This window comes from Kitasatospora sp. NPDC023118 (assembly GCF_055560875.1).
Map to the genome: position 1 here is coordinate 57,878 of NZ_JBVHHW010000025.1, position 14,393 is coordinate 72,270.

Below are 14,393 nucleotides of genomic sequence, written 5' to 3' on the forward strand. Positions count from 1 at the left end.
CCCTTCGGCGTTCGCCGGGCCCGTTATGCCGAGGCCGGCGGGTACAGCTGCGGTGGGATCCGCTCCGCCGCGGCGCGGTCCAGCAGCCACAGGGTGCGGCTGCGGCCGTACGCGCCGGAGGCGGGCGCCTGGAGCTCGCCGGGGCCGGACAGGGCCAGCGCGACCGCGCCCGCCTTGTCCTCGCCGGCGGCCAGCAGCCAGACTTCGCGGGCCGCCCGGATCGCCGGGAGGGTGAGCGAGATCCGGGTCGGCGGGGGCTTGGGGGCCCCGCGCACGCCGACCACGGTCCGTTCGGTCTCCCGCACGCCCGGGTGCTCGGGGAAGAGCGAGGCGATGTGGGTGTCCGGGCCGACGCCGAGCAGCAGCACGTCGAAGGCCGGGACACCGAGCCGGTCGCCCGGCCCGGCGGCCTTCGCCAGCTCCTCCGCGTAGCGGGCGGCGGCGGCCTCCACGTCCGAGCCGTCCACCCCGTCCGAGGCGGGCATCTCGTGCACCCGCGCCGGGTCGAGCGGGACGGCGTCCAGCAGCTCGGCGCGGGCCTGGACGGCGTTGCGGTCCGGGTCGGCGGCCGGCAGGAAGCGCTCGTCGCCCCACCAGAGGTCCAGCCGGCCCCAGTCGACCGCGTCGCGCGCCGGGGAGGCGGCGATCGCGGCCAGCAGGGCGTTGCCGTTGCGGCCGCCGGTGAGCACCACCGAGGCGGTGCCGCGGGCGGCCTGGGCGTCCACGATCCGGGTGATCAGCCGGGCCGCGGCCGCCTGGGCCATCAGCTCCTTGTCCCGGTGGACGACCAGCTGCGGGATCGCGTTGGTCATGCGCCGTCCTTGGCGGTGGCGCGCTTGCCGGCGGCCTTCTTGGCGGAGGGCTTTTTCTCCGCGTCGGCCGTCACCCGGTCCGGGTTGGCCACCGAGGACTCGACCGCTTGGCCGCCCCCCTGTTCGGCCGCAGCCTGCTCGGCCGCCGCCATCTCGACGGTGGAGGGCTCGTGCAGCCGCTCGACGGGCGTGCGCACGGCCGTCGCGTAGATGTCGTCCGGGTCCAGTCGGCGCAGCTCCTCGGCGATCAGCTCCGACGTCTCGCGCCGCTTGAGAGCCACCTGGCGGTCCGGCGAGCCGGGCATGGAGAGCGTGCCCATCAGGCCGTCCGGGCGGTCCAGGGTGATGTCCCCGTCCTTGGTGCGCAGGTGCACCGCGGTGATGCCCGGGCCGCCGGTGACGACCCGTTCGACCGGCACGTGCAGCCGGTTGGTGAGCCACAGGCCGAGCAGCTCGACGCTGGGGTTGTAGGACTCGCCCTCGACCACCGCGGAGGTGATCCGGGACGGCCGCTGGTCCAGCGCGGCGGCCAGCATCGAGCGCCAGCCGGTGATCCGGGTCCAGGCCAGGTCGGTGTCGCCCGGGGTGTAGCTCTCGGCCCGCTGGGCGAGCTGGCCGACCGGGGACTCGGCGGTGACCGCGTCGGTGATCCGGCGCTGGGCGAGCGAGCCCAGCGGGTCCTGCGCCGGGTGCAGCGGCGCGTTGTCCGGCCACCAGACGACGGTCGGGGCGTCCGGCAGCAGCAGCGGCAGGACCACCGACTGGGCGTGCGCGACGAGTTCGCCGTGCATGCGCAGGATGGCCGTCTCGCCGGAGCCGGCGTCGGAGCCGACCAGGATCTCGGCGTCCAGGCGGGTCTCGGCGCGGGCCCGGGGCGAGCGCCCGGCGCGCTTGATCACCGCGAGGGTGCGCATCGGGTGCTCGCGGGAGGCGTCGTTGGCGGCCTTGAGGGCGTCGTAGGCGCTGCCCTCGTCGGTCACGATCACCAGGGTGAGCACCATGCCGGCGGCGGTGGAGCCGCTGCTCCGGCGCGCCGCCATCAGCGCGGCGTTGATCTTGCTGGACGTCGTGTTGGTCAGGTCGATCTTCATGGCCGGCGCCAGCTCCTGCCGTCTCGTGCGAGCATCTCGTCCGCCTCGGCGGGGCCCCAGGTGCCCGCCGCGTACTGGGCCGGCTTGCCGTGGGCGTCCCAGTACTTCTCGATCGGGTCGAGGATCTGCCAGGAGAGCTCGACCTCCTGGTGGCGCGGGAACAGGTTGGCGTCGCCGAGCAGCACGTCGAGGATGAGCCGCTCGTACGCCTCCGGGCTGGACTCGGTGAAGGACTCGCCGTAGGCGAAGTCCATCGTCACGTCCCGGACCTCGAAGGAGGTGCCCGGCACCTTGGAGCCGAACCGCACCGTCACGCCCTCGTCCGGCTGGACCCGGATGACCAGGGCGTTCTGCCCCAGCTCCTCGGTCGCGTAGGAGTCGAACGGCAGGTACGGGGCGCGCTGGAAGACCACCGCGATCTCGGTGACCCGACGGCCCAGCCGCTTGCCGGTGCGCAGGTAGAACGGGACGCCCGCCCAGCGGCGGTTGTTGATCTCCAGCTTGATGGCCGCGTAGGTGTCGGTCTTGGAGTCGGGGTTGATGCCGTCCTCGTCCAGGTAACCGGCGACCTCCTCGCCGCCCTGCCAGCCGGCCGCGTACTGGCCGCGCACGGTGTGCCGGCCGAGGTCGGCCGGGAGCTTGACGGCGCTGAGCACCTTGAGCTTCTCGGCCACCAGCGCCTTCGGGTGGAAGGACGCCGGCTCCTCGATGGCGGTGAGCGCCATCAGCTGCAGCAGGTGGTTCTGGATGACGTCACGGGCGGAGCCGATGCCGTCGTAGTAGCCGGCCCGGCCGCCGATGCCGATGTCCTCGGCCATGGTGATCTGCACGTGGTCGACGTACGACCGGTTCCAGATCGGCTCGAACATCTGGTTGGCGAAGCGCAGCGCCAGGATGTTCTGGACGGTCTCCTTGCCCAGGTAGTGGTCGATCCGGAAGACCTCGTCCCGGGGGAAGACCTCGTGGACGACCTTGTTGAGCTCCTGGGCGCTCTCCAGGTCGTGGCCGAAGGGCTTCTCGATGACGGCGCGGCGCCAGGAACCCTGCGGCGGGTCGGCCAGGCCGTGCTTCTTGAGCTGCTGGACGACGGTGGGGAAGAACTTCGGCGGGACGGACAGGTAGAAGGCGAAGTTGCCGCCGGTGCCCTGGGCCTTGTCCAGCTCCTCGATGGTCTGGCGGAGCTTGTCGAAGGCGTCGTCGTCGTCGAAGGTGCCGTGGACGAAGCGCATGCCCTTGGCGAGCTGCTGCCAGACCTCTTCCCGGAACGGGGTCCGGGCGTGCTCCTTGACCGCGTCGTGGACCTCCTTGGCGAAGTCCTCGTCGTCCCACTCGCGGCGGGCGAAGCCGACCAGGGAGAAGCCCGGCGGCAGCAGACCGCGGTTCGCCAGGTCGTAGATGGCAGGCATCAGCTTCTTGCGGGACAGGTCGCCGGTGACCCCGAAGATGACCAGGCCGGACGGCCCCGCGATGCGCGGGAGCCGCCGGTCGGAAGGGTCGCGAAGCGGGTTGACGGGGGCGGGCGGGAGGTCGTCCGTGTCCGATTCCGGCGTCAACTCGGGGAAATCAGTGCTCACTTGGTGTGCTCCGCTTTCGTGCGCTGGCTGTGTGAGCGGGGGTCACTTCTCGCTGGCGAAGGAGGCCAGCGAGGCGGTGACGGTGTCGAGCAGCTCCTGCCAGGACTGCTCGAACTTCTGCACGCCCTCGTCCTCCAGGACCTGGACCACGTCGTCGTAGTCCACGCCGGCCGCCGCGACGGCGTCCAGGACGGCCTTGGCGTCGGCGTAGTTGGGGACGATGGTGTTGCCGGTGACCACGCCGTGGTCGCCGGTGGCGTCCAGGGTGGCCTCGGGCATGGTGTTCACGGTGCCGGGGGCGACCAGCTCGGTGACGTACAGGGTGTCCGGCAGGGCCGGGTCCTTGACGCCGGTGGAGGCCCAGAGCGGACGCTGCGGCTTGGCGCCGGCGGCCTCCAGCGAGCGCCAGCGGGCGCTGCCGGCGGTCTTGCCGTCGACCGAACCGAAGACCTCCTCGTACGCCTGGTAGGCGAGGCGGGCGTTGGCCAGTGCGGCCTTGGAGCGCAGGTCCTTGGCGTCGCCGCCGATCTTGTCCAGGCGCTTGTCGATCTCGGTGTCCACGCGGGACACGAAGAAGGAGGCGACCGACTCGATCTGGGAGAGGTCCAGGCCCTTGGCCTTGGCGGTCTCCAGGCCGGTCAGGTAGGCGTCCATGACGGCCTTGTAGCGGTCCAGGGAGAAGATCAGCGTGACGTTGACGCTGATGCCCAGGCCGATGACCTCGCTGATGGCGGGCAGGCCGGCCTTGGTGGCGGGGATCTTGATGAAGACGTTCGGGCGGTCGACCAGCCACCACAGCTGCTTGGCCTCGGCCACGGTCGGGGCGGTCTCGTGGGCCAGGCGCGGATCGACCTCGATGGAGACCCGGCCGTCGCGGCCGTTGGAAGCGTCGTAGACCGGGCGCAGCACGTCGGCGGCGTCGCGCACGTCCGAGGTGGTGATCATGCGGATCGCCTCGTCGGTGGTGACCTTGCGGACGGCGAGGTCGCGCAGCTGGCCGTCGTAGGAGGTGTCGCCGCTGCCGGCGATGGCCTTCTGGAAGATGGTCGGGTTGGTGGTGACGCCCACCACGTGCTTGTTCTGCACCAGCTCGGCCAGGTTGCCGGAGTTCAGTCGCTTGCGGCTGAGGTCGTCCAGCCAGATCGCGACGCCTTCGTCGCTGAGGCGCTTCAGTGCGTCAGTCATGGTGCTTCAGTCCTTAGTCTTCTGCTTCGTGGGGTAGTCAGAGGGGCCGGGCCGTCGACGTGCGGGTCTCGGGCCCGGCCGTGGGAACCGCTAGCGGTTGACGGCTTCGAGGGAGCGCAGGGCGTTGTGGGCCTCGGCCACCACGCGCTCGGCGGTCAGGCCGAACTCCTCGAAGAGCACCTGGTAGTCGGCGGAGGCACCGAAGTGCTCCAGCGAGACGATCCGGCCGTGGTCGCCGACCAGCTCGCGCCAGCCCTGGGCGATGCCGGCCTCGACCGAGACGCGGGCCTTGACGGACGGCGGCAGCACGCTGTCGCGGTAGGCCTGGTCCTGCTCCTGGAACCACTCGAAGGACGGGACCGAGACCACGCGGGTGGCGATGCCCTCGGCCTCCAGGGCCTCGCGGGCCTTGACGGCCAGCTGGACCTCGGAGCCGGTGCCCAGCAGGATCACCTGCGGGTCGCCGTTGGAGGCCTCGGCCAGGATGTAGCCGCCCTTCGCGGTGCCCTCGGCGGAGGCGTAGACCTCGCGGTCGAAGGTCGGGACGTTCTGGCGGGTGAGCGCCAGGCCGACCGGGCCGGGGTGGCTGGTCTGGCGCTCGATGACGGTGCGCCAGGCGACGGCGGTCTCGTTGGCGTCGGCCGGGCGGACCATGGCCAGGCCCGGGATGGCGCGCAGCGAGGCCAGGTGCTCGACCGGCTGGTGGGTCGGGCCGTCCTCGCCGAGGCCGATCGAGTCGTGCGTCCAGACGTAGGTGACCGGCAGCTTCATCAGCGCGGCCAGACGGACGGCCGGGCGCATGTAGTCGGCGAAGACCAGGAAGGTGCCGCCGTAGACGCGGGTCCGGCCGTGCAGCGCGATGCCGTTCATGGTCGAGCCCATGGCGTGCTCGCGGATGCCGAAGTGGATCGTCCGGCCGTACGGGCTGGCGGACTTCAGCGGGTTGCCCTCGGGGAGGAAGGAGCTGTCCTCGTCGATGGTGGTGAGGTTGGACTCGGCGAGGTCGGCCGAGCCGCCCCACAGCTCCGGGATGACCGCGCCGAGCGCCTTCAGGGCCTCGCCGGAGGCCTTGCGGGTGGCGACGTCCTTGCCGGCCGGGAAGGAGGGGAGGGCCTTCTTCCAGCCCTCGGGCAGCTCGCCGGCCTGGATGCGGTCGAACTCGGCGGCGCGCTGCGGGTTGGCGGCGCGCCAGGCGTCGAAGCCCTGCTGCCACTGGTCGCGGGCGGCCTTGCCGCGCTTGATGACCAGGCGGGCGTGCTCGATGACCTGGTCGCTGACCTCGAAGGTCTTCTCCGGGTCGAAGCCCAGGACCTTCTTGGTGGCGGCGATCTCGGCGGCGCCGAGCGCGGAGCCGTGCGCCTTGGCGGTGTCCTGGGCGTTCGGGGCCGGCCAGGCGATGATGGTGCGCATCGCGATGATCGACGGGCGGGAGGTCTCGGCCTTGGCGGCGGCCAGCGCCTCGGCGAGGGCCTCGACGTCGATGTCGCCGTTGGCCTTCGGGGTCACCCGCTGCACGTGCCAGCCGTAGGCCTCGTAGCGCTTGAGGACGTCCTCGGAGAAGGCGGTCTCGGTGTCGCCCTCGATCGAGATGTGGTTGTCGTCGTACAGGGCGACCAGGTTGCCCAGCTTCTGGTGGCCGGCCAGCGAGGAGGCCTCGGCGGAGATGCCCTCCTCCAGGTCGCCGTCGGAGACGATGGCCCAGATGGTGTGGTCGAAGGGGGACTCGCCGGCCGGGGCCTCCGGGTCGAACAGGCCGCGCTCGTAGCGGGCGGCCATCGCCATGCCGACCGCGTTGGCGATGCCCTGGCCGAGCGGGCCGGTGGTGGTCTCGACGCCGGCGGTGTGGCCGTGCTCGGGGTGGCCGGGGGTGCGGCTGCCGGCGACGCGGAAGGCCTTCAGGTCGTCCAGCTCCAGGCCGTAGCCGGAGAGGTAGAGCTGGGTGTAAAGGGTCAGGCTGGTGTGCCCGGGGGAGAGGACGAAGCGGTCGCGGCCGACCCAGGCCGGGTCGGTCGGGTCATGGCGCAGGAAGCGCTGGAAGATCAGGTACGCCGCGGGGGCCAGTGACATGGCCGTCCCGGGGTGTCCGTTGCCGACCTTCTGGACAGCGTCCATGGCCAGGACGCGCGCCGTGTCAACCGTGCGCTCGTCCAGTTCGGTCCACTCGAATGCGTTCGTCGGCGCAGTGCTCACCCTGTCTCAGGGCTCCTTCCATTGTGAAGAGTGACCCCGTGAATGGGGACCGGGTCGGCCACGGCGCTGTGGTCCCGACTGTGGGTGGTGCCGGTCACGGAGGGTAGATCCCGCTTCTGCGTGCGAGCCTACCGTCCGGCCCGGGGCTCACCCTCCGTGCCGGGACAACCGGGATTTCCGCATGGTGATTCCCACTAGGGCGTTCTGACTGATTTTGTCCCAGCCTCCCCCGGTTTGCCGCCCCGCGCCGCTCGGGCGGTCACGGCGGGTCGCGAGGGCGCGCCGGAAGCGGTTCGTGGCTTCGCCCAGTCGGTTCACTCGGGGGTGTGCCATCCGCCTCGCCGGGGACCCCGGAGCCGGATGGGATATATGGAGCGTCTATGGTGGCGTGGTACGCGCAGAGCGGACGATTCGGGACCCTTCGTTCCTGTGGACGCCTGCGAGGATTCATCTTCAGTTGGGGTGTTAGTGACCGCCGTCGAAACCCGTCCCGCCGGGGTCACCGGGGCGACGCCTGCGCATCACCGGCCGATCGGGGCCCGTGTCGGCGCCTTCGTCGCACTGACCAAGCCTCGGATCATCGAGCTGCTGCTGATGAGCACCGTGCCGGTGATGTTCCTGGCGCAGCAGGGCGTGCCGAACATGCTGCTGGTGCTGAAGGTCGTGGTCGGCGGCTACCTCTCGGCGGGCGGCGCGAACGCCCTCAACATGTACATCGACCGCGACATCGACGCGTTGATGTCCCGCACCGAGCGGCGGCCGATCGTCACCGGGATGGTGTCGCCGCGCGAGGCGCTGGTGTTCGGCATCGTGCTGGCGGTCGTCTCGACCCTGCTGCTGGGCTTCGGCGTCAACTGGCTCTCGTCCGGGCTGGCGCTGGGCGCGCTGCTGTTCTACGTGTTCGTCTACACGCTGGGGCTCAAGCGGCGCACCTCGCAGAACATCGTCTGGGGCGGCATCGCCGGCTGCATGCCGGTGCTGGTCGGCTGGTCCTCGGTCACCGACTCGGTGTCCTGGGCGGCGGTCGCGCTGTTCCTGGTGGTGTTCTTCTGGACCCCGCCGCACACCTGGGTGCTGTCGATGAAGGTGCGCGACGACTACCTGCGCGCGGGCGTGCCGATGCTGCCGGTGATCAAGGGCAACGTCGCGGTCGGCAAGCAGGTCGTCGCCTACTCCTGGGTGATGGTGGCGACCTCGCTGGCGGTGTGGCCGCTGGGGCACATGAGCTGGCTGTACCCGGTCGCCGCGGTGGTGCTGGGCGCGGCCTGGCTGCGTGAGGCGCACGCGCTGTACGCACGGGCCAAGGCCGGGGTGGTGGGCGCGAAGCTGAAGGAGATGCGGCTGTTCCACTGGTCGATCACCTACCTGTCGCTGCTGTTCGTGGTGTGCGCGATCGACCCGTTCGTGAAGTAGAGGCTGACGCAGGGAGCCCCGGTCCGATGGACCGGGGCTCCTTCGCGTTCCGGGGCGTTTTCGAGTTCTTGAAGCGTCTCAGCGGGCGGGCAGCTCGGAGGGGCCGACGTGGCCGTCCAGCCAGTCCCTGAGCGGCTGGGAGGCGCGCAGGAAGGCGGTGATCCGGGTGTAGGCCGTCCGGGTGCCCAGCCACTTCGCGGGCGCCCACTCCTGCCAGGCCACCAGGCCCTTGTGGCGCAGCAGCCCGATCCTCGGGTGGTCCTTGGGGTAGCCGCGCGGGGCGGACTTGAGGGAGTCCCGGCCGAACACCTGGGGGCCGTCCTTCTCCACCGCGGCGATCACCCGCTCCAGCTCGGCGCCGCTGACGTCCTCGGCGACGGCGGCGCGGTAGCGCTCCAGCTGGTCCGGGGCGAGCTGGTACATGCCGTTGCCGCAGGAAAGTCCGTCGGCGGAGAGCTGGATGTAGCCGCCGGCCTCCAGGTGCGCGCCGATGTGCGTCTTGTACGGGGACTTGTCGGCGCTGAAGCGGATGTCGCGGTTCGGGCGGAAGATCTTCCCCGGCCCGAACTCCGGCTCCAGATCGGCGAGCAGCAGCTCCATCGGGGCCCGTACGGCGTCGTCGTACTGCTCCTTGTGGGCCTGCCAGAAGGTCTTCGAGTTGTCGGCCTCCAGGTGCTCGTAGAAGTCGAGCGCCTCGGCCGGCCAGCCTTGGAACGTCACGTCTTCAGTATGTGGCCCGGTGCACAGGCGGCTCCCGTCGCCAGGGCGTCTACCGGTGGGTAGCATGCGGGCATGAGCGAGCGTAGTGAGCGAATCATCGAGAGGTGCGCATGGGCGAATGCCCCTGCCGAGCGAAGCGAGGCGGGCGCATGAGCAGCGCAGAGACCGCCACCGCCGCCGCGCCGGACGCCCGTACCGAGCGCCGCGCCAAGCGCATCGCCAAGCACCTGACCAGCTTCGCCAAGCAGCACGGCGGCAGCGCCGACGCGGTCGTCGAGTACGTCGGCGCCGTGGCCACCCGGATCGTGGTGGTCGGCGCGGACGGCGCCTGGGGCGACCAGGTGGCCCCGACCTACGCCGTCGGCCGGCGGGCCGCCGAGCTGGCCGGGCTGACCCTGCACGACGACTTCGAGGGCGAGCTGGGCCTCAAGGTCAAGACCGGCGCGTACGAGTGGAAGCGGATGGCCGGGATCCAGCTCGGCGGCTGAGGCCCGTAGCGACCACGACGGCCCGGCTCCCCCGATCGGGGGAGCCGGGCCGTCGTGGTCGCCCGTGACCTCCCATGGCGGTAGCGCGGTTTCGGATTCGTCCGGTACGTGTTCGTCCCGGACGCCATCGCGGAGGATTCGCAGATCCAGTCAACGCTGCTCCACTCGGTGTCCGTCGCGGGGGTGGTGGTGCGCGAGGACGGCCGGGTGCTGGCGATTCGCCGGGCTGACAACGGGACTTGGGAACCTCCGGGTGGCGTGCTGGAGTTGGATGAGGCCATCGAGGACGGCGTGCGCCGCGAGGTCTACGAGGAGACCGGGATCAAGGTCGGTGTGGAGCGGCTGACCGGCGTCTACAAGAACGTGAGCCGAGGGATCGTCGCCCTCGTCTTCCGCTGCCGACCGGAGAGCGGGACCGGGCGGCTCTCGGACGAGTCGGTCGAAGTCGCCTGGCTCACATCGGCCGAGGTCTCCGACCGCATGACCGAGGTCTATGCCGTACGTGTTCTGGACGCGCTACGGGGCGACGCGGCACCAAGTCTCCGGACCCACGACGGCCGACACCTGTTGTGACAACAAGACGAAGGCCCCCACCGTGGGATGGGAGCCTTCGCCGTACGTCGGGCTTGCGCTCAGACGGTGGCGGTCTCGGGGGTCCGTGGGGCCGACGCGTCGATGGGGGTTTCCTCGACTGCGCGGGTGCGCAGGGCGAGCGGGATGCGCAGGGCGGCGATCCAGGTCAGGGCGGCGAACAGCATGTGAATGCCGACCATCAGCTCGGGGGCGTCCGTGAAGTACTGGATGAAGCCGAGCACGCCCTGCAGAAGCAGGATGGCGAGCAGTTCCTTGGCCCGGGCGCGGGCGGGCTGCGGGGCCTTCACTGCGGCGAACACGAAGATCACCGCGATCGACAGGCCGACCGAGACCATGGCGAAGTCGGCGTGGAACTGCGCGAGGCGGTCGTAGTCGATCGGGATGCGCGGGACGATCTTGTTGTCCTGCGGTGTGCCCGGGTGGTGGCCGGCGCCGGTCACCAGGGTGCCGGCCGCGACCAGCAGGCCGATGACCGTGACCAGGACGTACGAGAGCTGGTGGATGGGGCGGGCCACCGACAAGGTCGCCGGGCCGTCGCCCTCCTTGGACCGCTCCCACATCAGCAGGGCGACCCAGACCAGGGCCATCGCGGCGATCATGTGCAGCGCCACGGTGTAGGGGTTGAGGCCGGTCAGCACGGTGATGCCGCCGAGCACGGCGTTGCTCATCACCAGCCAGAACTGCGCCCAGCCGAGCTTGGTCAGGCTGCGCCGCCACGGCCGGTGGCAGCGGGCGGCCAGGATCGCCCAGCCGACGGCGGCGCTCAGCACGTAGGTGAGCATCCGGTTGGTGAACTCGATGACGCCGTGGAAGCCCATCTCGGCGGTCGGCGTCAGGCTCTCGGCGGTGCAGCGGGGCCAGGTGGTACAGCCGAGGCCGGAGGCGGTGAGCCGGACGGCGCCGCCGGTGACGACGATCACCACGCTCATCACCAGCGCGGCGAACGCGGCGCGCCGGACCATTGCGGCGGAGGGCTGCCAGCGCTCGGCGAGCAGGGAGAAGGGGTTCAGCACGCGGTCCATCGTAGGCGGCCTTACGGGCGATCTTGGGGCGGGGCGCGGGGTGCGGCGACCGGGGTGCAAACCGGATTGTTCGGGCAAGGCAGTCAGCGGTCTTGACCATTCACCCGTTCGGTCGAAAGAGTGCGGATTGGTCCATACCTTTTTCGGGCCGCTCCCACCGGTGAGGTCATCGAGGGCGGTGATCACCATCTTCCCGACGTCGAGGGCGCCGTGGTCGAGGGTGGCGACCTGGAGCACACCGGCTCCGGTCCGGTGCTGCCCCTGGCGATCGGCGGCGCGGTGGTGCTCGCCGCCGGTGGCGGGATCGTGGTGGCCGCCCGGCGCAAGGCGGCCAAGAAGGCCTGATAAGGCGGGAAAGCCCGAATGTTCGTCGGCTGATTGAAGCGGCACCCCCGACGATTGAATCTGATCACCGGAAGGCGCCGTTCTGTCTTAAAGGTGACGAAGTTCATTCAAGTCTGCCGAATCCGCATTCTGCGAGGTGGCGGCTGTGATGGGCTGGTCAAGCACATCCGGGAACGGACCGACAGACGAAATCCGGTCGTACGGCGGGGTGTGGCGAGGTGCGGAAGTGCCGGTAGAGTCCCCCGGACAGTCGTAGCGGGCCACCGCAAACCACTTCAACCCGCCTGCTGCGCACGACCGTTCGGAGGGGAACAGGGTAATGGCGCAACAGCAGCGGCACATTCGGATCGGTGCGACGGCACTCGCCGGCACGGCGGCGGCCGGTTTTCTCCTGCCCCTGGCGTTGGCCACCAACGCCTCGGCGCACGTACCGACCTGGTCGGTGACCTGCGACAAGGTCGTGATCGATCTGATCAACTACAGCCCCAAGCCTGACGTGAAGAACACCGTCAGCCTCACCATTGACGGCGAGAAGGTCCTGGACGCTAAGGCCTTCCCCGCGGAGTACCACGGCACCTTCCCGGTGAAGGACCACACGGCCCCGATCAAGGCGAACCTGGTGGTCTCCACCACGGAGAACCCGAACGAGAAGGGCTGGAATATCAACGAGACCAAGACCATCGAGCCGTGCCACACGCCGACTCCGACTCCCACTCCCACCCGGACCCCCACCCAGACCCCCACTCCCACGCCCACCCGGACGCCGACCCCGGCCCCGACGCCGAGCACCACCCCGTCGGGCACCCCCTCGGCCACTCCGACCCCGTCGGTCACCCCCACCCCGAGCAGGACCCCGGCCGCCCCGGCGCCCGCCACCAGCGCCCCGGCGCTCGCCCAGACCGGTAGCAGCGACGCCACCCCGATGATCGCGGCGGTCGGCGGCGGCGTGGTGCTGGTCGGCGGCGCGCTCGTGCTGCTCGCCCGCAAGCGCCGCGGCGGCAGCCAGGGCTGACGTACCGCCGGCTGAAAGCGCCAACGCCCCCCGGCCTCAAGTGGCCGGGGGGCGTTGTGCGTTGGCTGGCGCGGGCTATTCCCAGCGGAAGAACCTGGCGGCCGCGGCCAGGCCCAGGACGGCCCAGCCGGCCAGGATGCCGAGGTCCGACCAGGGCACCCCGGCGCCGTTCTGGAGCACCGACCGCAGGCCGTCCGAGAGCGCCGAGATCGGCAGCAGCTCCAGCACCGACCGTACGGCCCCGGGGAACTTGCTGAGCGGCACGATCACCCCGCCGGCCAGCAGCAGCAGGATGAACACCAGGTTGGCGCCGGCCAGCGTGGCCTCGGCCTTCAGGGTGCCGGCCATCAGCAGGCCGAGCCCGGAGAAAGCGGCGGTGCCGAGCACTAGCAGCGCGGCGACGGCCAGCGCCCCCTGCGGTGTAGCGAGCCCCTGCGGGGACCAGCCGAGCGTCAGCGCGATCACCGACAGCAGGGCGACCTGCAGCGCCTCGGTGACCAGCACGCAGCCGGTCTTGGCGGTGAGCAGCGTCCAGCGCGGGAGCGGGCTGGCGCCGAGCCGCTTGAGCACGCCGTAGCGGCGCTCGAAGCCGGTGGCGATGGCCTGCCCGGTGAAGGCGGTGGACATCACGGCCAGCGCGAGCAGGCCGGGCGCCAGGAAGTCGACCCGCTTGCCGGGGCCCTCCACCGCGACGATGTCGACGGCGGAGAACAGCACCAGCAGCACGGTCGGGATGACCACGGTGAGCAGCAGCTGCTCGCCGTTGCGCAGCAGCATCCTGGTCTCGAGGGCGGTCTGGGCCAGCAGCATCCGGCCGACGGGCGCGGCGCCCGGCTCGGGGGAGTAGTCCGTGACGGCGCTCATGGTTCGCTCACTTCGTTCGCTCACGAGCGGAGCTCCCGTCCGGTCAGGTCGAGGAAGACGTCTTCGAGGCTGCGGCGCTGCACGGACAGCCGCTCGGGCAGGACGCCGGAGGCCGCGCACCAGCCGGTGACGGTGGCGACCAGCTTCGGGTCCACCGGCGCCTCGACGCGGTAGCTGCCGGGGGCGGTCTCGACGGCGGTGGCGCCCGCGGGCAGCTCCTTGAGCAGCGGGCCGAGGTCGAGTCCGGGCGGGCCGTCGAAGCGCAGGGCGTTCTCGGCGCCGCCGCGGCACAGCTCCTCGGTGGTGCCGTCGGCGATCACCTTGCCGCGGTCGACGATGGCGACGCGGTCGGCGAGCTGCTCGGCCTCGTCCATGTGGTGGGTGGTGACCACCACGGTGACGCCGTCCCGGCGCAGGTCGCGGACCAGCTCCCAGGTGGCGTGGCGGGCCTGCGGGTCGAGGCCGGCGGTGGGTTCGTCCAGGAAGACCAGCTCGGGGCGGCCGACCACGGCCATCGCCAGGGCGAGCCGCTGTTGCTGGCCGCCGGAGAGCCGGCGGTAGGTGGTGCGGCCGCAGGAGCCGAGGCCGAGACGCTCGACCAGGGCGTCCACGTCCAGCGGGTGGGCGTGCAGCTTGGCGGTGTGCCGCAGCATCTCGACGGCGCGGGCGCCCGCGTACACGCCGCCGGACTGCAGCATGACGCCGATCCGGGGACGAAGCTGGGCGTTCTGGCCGACCGGGTCGAGGCCGAGGACGCGGACGGTGCCGGCGTCGGGGCGGCGGTAGCCCTCGCAGGTCTCGATGGTGGTGGTCTTGCCGGCACCGTTGGGGCCGAGGACGGCGGTGATCGCGCCGGCCGGGATGGTGAGGTCGAGGCCGTCCACCGCGGCCTTGTCGCCGTAGTGCTTGACCAGCCCGGCGATCTGGACCGCGGGTTCGGAGTGCATACCGGCGAGTGTAAGAGGGGCGAACACGCAGGCCGGACACGACCCTCGGTGATCGTTTTCGCAGGTCAGGTAAGCCTTACCTGCGTGACAGATGACACCAGTGAGGCCTGGATCACGGCTTGTCCCGGCGCGAGTA

The 14,393-nt window shown here is 71.2% G+C and carries 14 protein-coding genes; 5 read left to right on the top strand and 9 right to left on the bottom strand.

The features are described from left to right. Window positions 1-23: 23 nt before the first annotated feature. The 5 genes from pgl to tkt all read right to left on the bottom strand — a co-directional run bounded on the left by pgl (window position 24) and on the right by tkt (window position 6,852). Window positions 24-812 carry a 6-phosphogluconolactonase gene (gene pgl, locus ACZ3UD_RS28075; RefSeq protein WP_465593436.1) on the bottom strand — a complete coding sequence of 263 codons (789 nt, stop codon included), beginning with the start codon at window positions 810-812 and terminating at the stop codon, window positions 24-26. After that, window positions 809-1,903, bottom strand: coding sequence for a glucose-6-phosphate dehydrogenase assembly protein OpcA (gene opcA / locus ACZ3UD_RS28080; protein ID WP_465593439.1), 1,095 nt, complete (start codon window positions 1,901-1,903; stop codon window positions 809-811). The genes pgl and opcA overlap by 4 nt, the downstream gene beginning before the upstream one ends. Next, window positions 1,900-3,456 carry a glucose-6-phosphate dehydrogenase gene (zwf, locus tag ACZ3UD_RS28085; protein ID WP_465593622.1) on the bottom strand — a complete coding sequence of 519 codons (1,557 nt, stop codon included), beginning with the start codon at window positions 3,454-3,456 and terminating at the stop codon, window positions 1,900-1,902. The genes opcA and zwf overlap by 4 nt, the downstream gene beginning before the upstream one ends. Window positions 3,457-3,519: 63 nt before the next feature. Further along, complete coding sequence (tal, locus tag ACZ3UD_RS28090; protein WP_465593442.1) at window positions 3,520-4,662, bottom strand: transaldolase; 1,143 nt, start codon at window positions 4,660-4,662, stop codon at window positions 3,520-3,522. 90 nt (window positions 4,663-4,752) lie between these two features. Next, on the bottom strand, window positions 4,753-6,852 hold the full coding sequence (gene tkt, locus ACZ3UD_RS28095) for a transketolase (protein ID WP_465593445.1): 2,100 nt from the start codon (window positions 6,850-6,852) through the stop codon (window positions 4,753-4,755). Between the two features lie 462 nt (window positions 6,853-7,314). Between tkt and ACZ3UD_RS28100 the strand changes: the two genes are divergently transcribed. Next, on the top strand, window positions 7,315-8,265 hold the full coding sequence (locus ACZ3UD_RS28100) for a heme o synthase (RefSeq protein WP_380610965.1): 951 nt from the start codon (window positions 7,315-7,317) through the stop codon (window positions 8,263-8,265). A 78-nt stretch (window positions 8,266-8,343) separates the two neighbouring features. On the opposite strand, the gene ACZ3UD_RS28105 is transcribed toward ACZ3UD_RS28100, so the two are convergent. Next, a complete protein-coding gene (locus tag ACZ3UD_RS28105; protein WP_465593448.1) occupies window positions 8,344-8,985 on the bottom strand; it encodes a DUF2461 domain-containing protein in 642 nt (213 codons plus the stop codon). A 110-nt stretch (window positions 8,986-9,095) separates the two neighbouring features. Here ACZ3UD_RS28105 and ACZ3UD_RS28110 point away from each other — a divergent pair, with 110 nt between their 5' ends. Further along, window positions 9,096-9,473, top strand: a complete 378-nt coding sequence (locus tag ACZ3UD_RS28110; protein ID WP_465593451.1) for a hypothetical protein — start codon at window positions 9,096-9,098, stop codon at window positions 9,471-9,473. Window positions 9,474-9,641: 168 nt separating this feature from the next. Continuing rightward, the gene (locus tag ACZ3UD_RS28115) at window positions 9,642-10,046 is read left to right on the top strand and encodes an NUDIX hydrolase (RefSeq protein WP_465593626.1); all 405 of its coding nucleotides are present in this window, start codon (window positions 9,642-9,644) and stop codon (window positions 10,044-10,046) included. Between the two features lie 59 nt (window positions 10,047-10,105). Here ACZ3UD_RS28115 and ACZ3UD_RS28120 read toward each other — a convergent pair whose 3' ends face one another. Further along, a complete protein-coding gene (locus tag ACZ3UD_RS28120; protein WP_465593454.1) occupies window positions 10,106-11,089 on the bottom strand; it encodes a COX15/CtaA family protein in 984 nt (327 codons plus the stop codon). Between the two features lie 120 nt (window positions 11,090-11,209). Between ACZ3UD_RS28120 and ACZ3UD_RS28125 the strand changes: the two genes are divergently transcribed. Further along, entirely contained in the window at window positions 11,210-11,434 is a 225-nt protein-coding gene (locus ACZ3UD_RS28125) for an LPXTG cell wall anchor domain-containing protein (protein ID WP_465593457.1), read from the top strand. A 319-nt stretch (window positions 11,435-11,753) separates the two neighbouring features. After that, entirely contained in the window at window positions 11,754-12,446 is a 693-nt protein-coding gene (locus tag ACZ3UD_RS28130) for an LAETG motif-containing sortase-dependent surface protein (protein WP_465593460.1), read from the top strand. 75 nt (window positions 12,447-12,521) lie between these two features. Here ACZ3UD_RS28130 and ACZ3UD_RS28135 read toward each other — a convergent pair whose 3' ends face one another. Further along, the gene (locus tag ACZ3UD_RS28135) at window positions 12,522-13,310 is read right to left on the bottom strand and encodes an ABC transporter permease (RefSeq protein ID WP_465593463.1); all 789 of its coding nucleotides are present in this window, start codon (window positions 13,308-13,310) and stop codon (window positions 12,522-12,524) included. Window positions 13,311-13,330: 20 nt separating this feature from the next. Then, window positions 13,331-14,257: an ABC transporter ATP-binding protein gene (locus ACZ3UD_RS28140; protein WP_465593466.1), complete on the bottom strand. Its 927-nt coding sequence runs from the start codon at window positions 14,255-14,257 to the stop codon at window positions 13,331-13,333. Window positions 14,258-14,393 lie beyond the last annotated feature (136 nt).

What these genes read in the sequence shown, in the direction of transcription:
- ACZ3UD_RS28110 (WP_465593451.1), top strand. Translation starts at nt 9,096, where the DNA reads ATGGGCGAATGCCCCTGCCGAGCGAAGCGAGGCGGGCGCATGAGCAGC.
- pgl (WP_465593436.1), bottom strand. Translation starts at nt 812, where the DNA reads ATGACCAACGCGATCCCGCAGCTGGTCGTCCACCGGGACAAGGAGCTG.
- ACZ3UD_RS28140 (WP_465593466.1), bottom strand. Translation starts at nt 14,257, where the DNA reads ATGCACTCCGAACCCGCGGTCCAGATCGCCGGGCTGGTCAAGCACTAC.
- ACZ3UD_RS28120 (WP_465593454.1), bottom strand. Translation starts at nt 11,089, where the DNA reads ATGGACCGCGTGCTGAACCCCTTCTCCCTGCTCGCCGAGCGCTGGCAG.
- ACZ3UD_RS28130 (WP_465593460.1), top strand. Translation starts at nt 11,754, where the DNA reads ATGGCGCAACAGCAGCGGCACATTCGGATCGGTGCGACGGCACTCGCC.
- ACZ3UD_RS28135 (WP_465593463.1), bottom strand. Translation starts at nt 13,310, where the DNA reads ATGAGCGCCGTCACGGACTACTCCCCCGAGCCGGGCGCCGCGCCCGTC.
- tal (WP_465593442.1), bottom strand. Translation starts at nt 4,662, where the DNA reads ATGACTGACGCACTGAAGCGCCTCAGCGACGAAGGCGTCGCGATCTGG.
- opcA (WP_465593439.1), bottom strand. Translation starts at nt 1,903, where the DNA reads ATGAAGATCGACCTGACCAACACGACGTCCAGCAAGATCAACGCCGCG.